Annotated in this window: 1 protein-coding gene; it reads right to left on the bottom strand. The window is 29.0% G+C overall.

Annotation, left to right across the window (positions count from 1 at the left end; genetic code table 11):
- The coding region (locus H2O73_RS24615; protein ID WP_220457814.1) for a hypothetical protein at positions 1 to 221 on the bottom strand (221 nt) is incomplete at both ends.

Here is a 221-nt window from a genome sequence, read left to right as displayed (position 1 = left end):
GATATTTTAGTATCGTTGTGAGTAACTCTTAATTTAATGTCGCCAGATTCTTTAAGTTTTTGAAGAATATGCATTTCTTCTTTTAAATCTTCAACGCGTTTTATGTAATGTTTTGCTTTTTCTAATCTTTTTGGAGAAGCTATTTTAAGTGCATCTTCAAATTGTTGGTATCGAAAAGACATATCGTGAAAGTTAGGTATCACTTCTATTAATTTTGAAGC

It is taken from the genome of Vibrio marinisediminis (assembly GCF_014050145.1).
Classification (GTDB): domain Bacteria; phylum Pseudomonadota; class Gammaproteobacteria; order Enterobacterales; family Vibrionaceae; genus Vibrio; species Vibrio marinisediminis.
The sequence above is the reverse complement of the archived record's forward strand: the minus strand, read 5'-3'. Positions and strand labels throughout refer to the sequence as shown.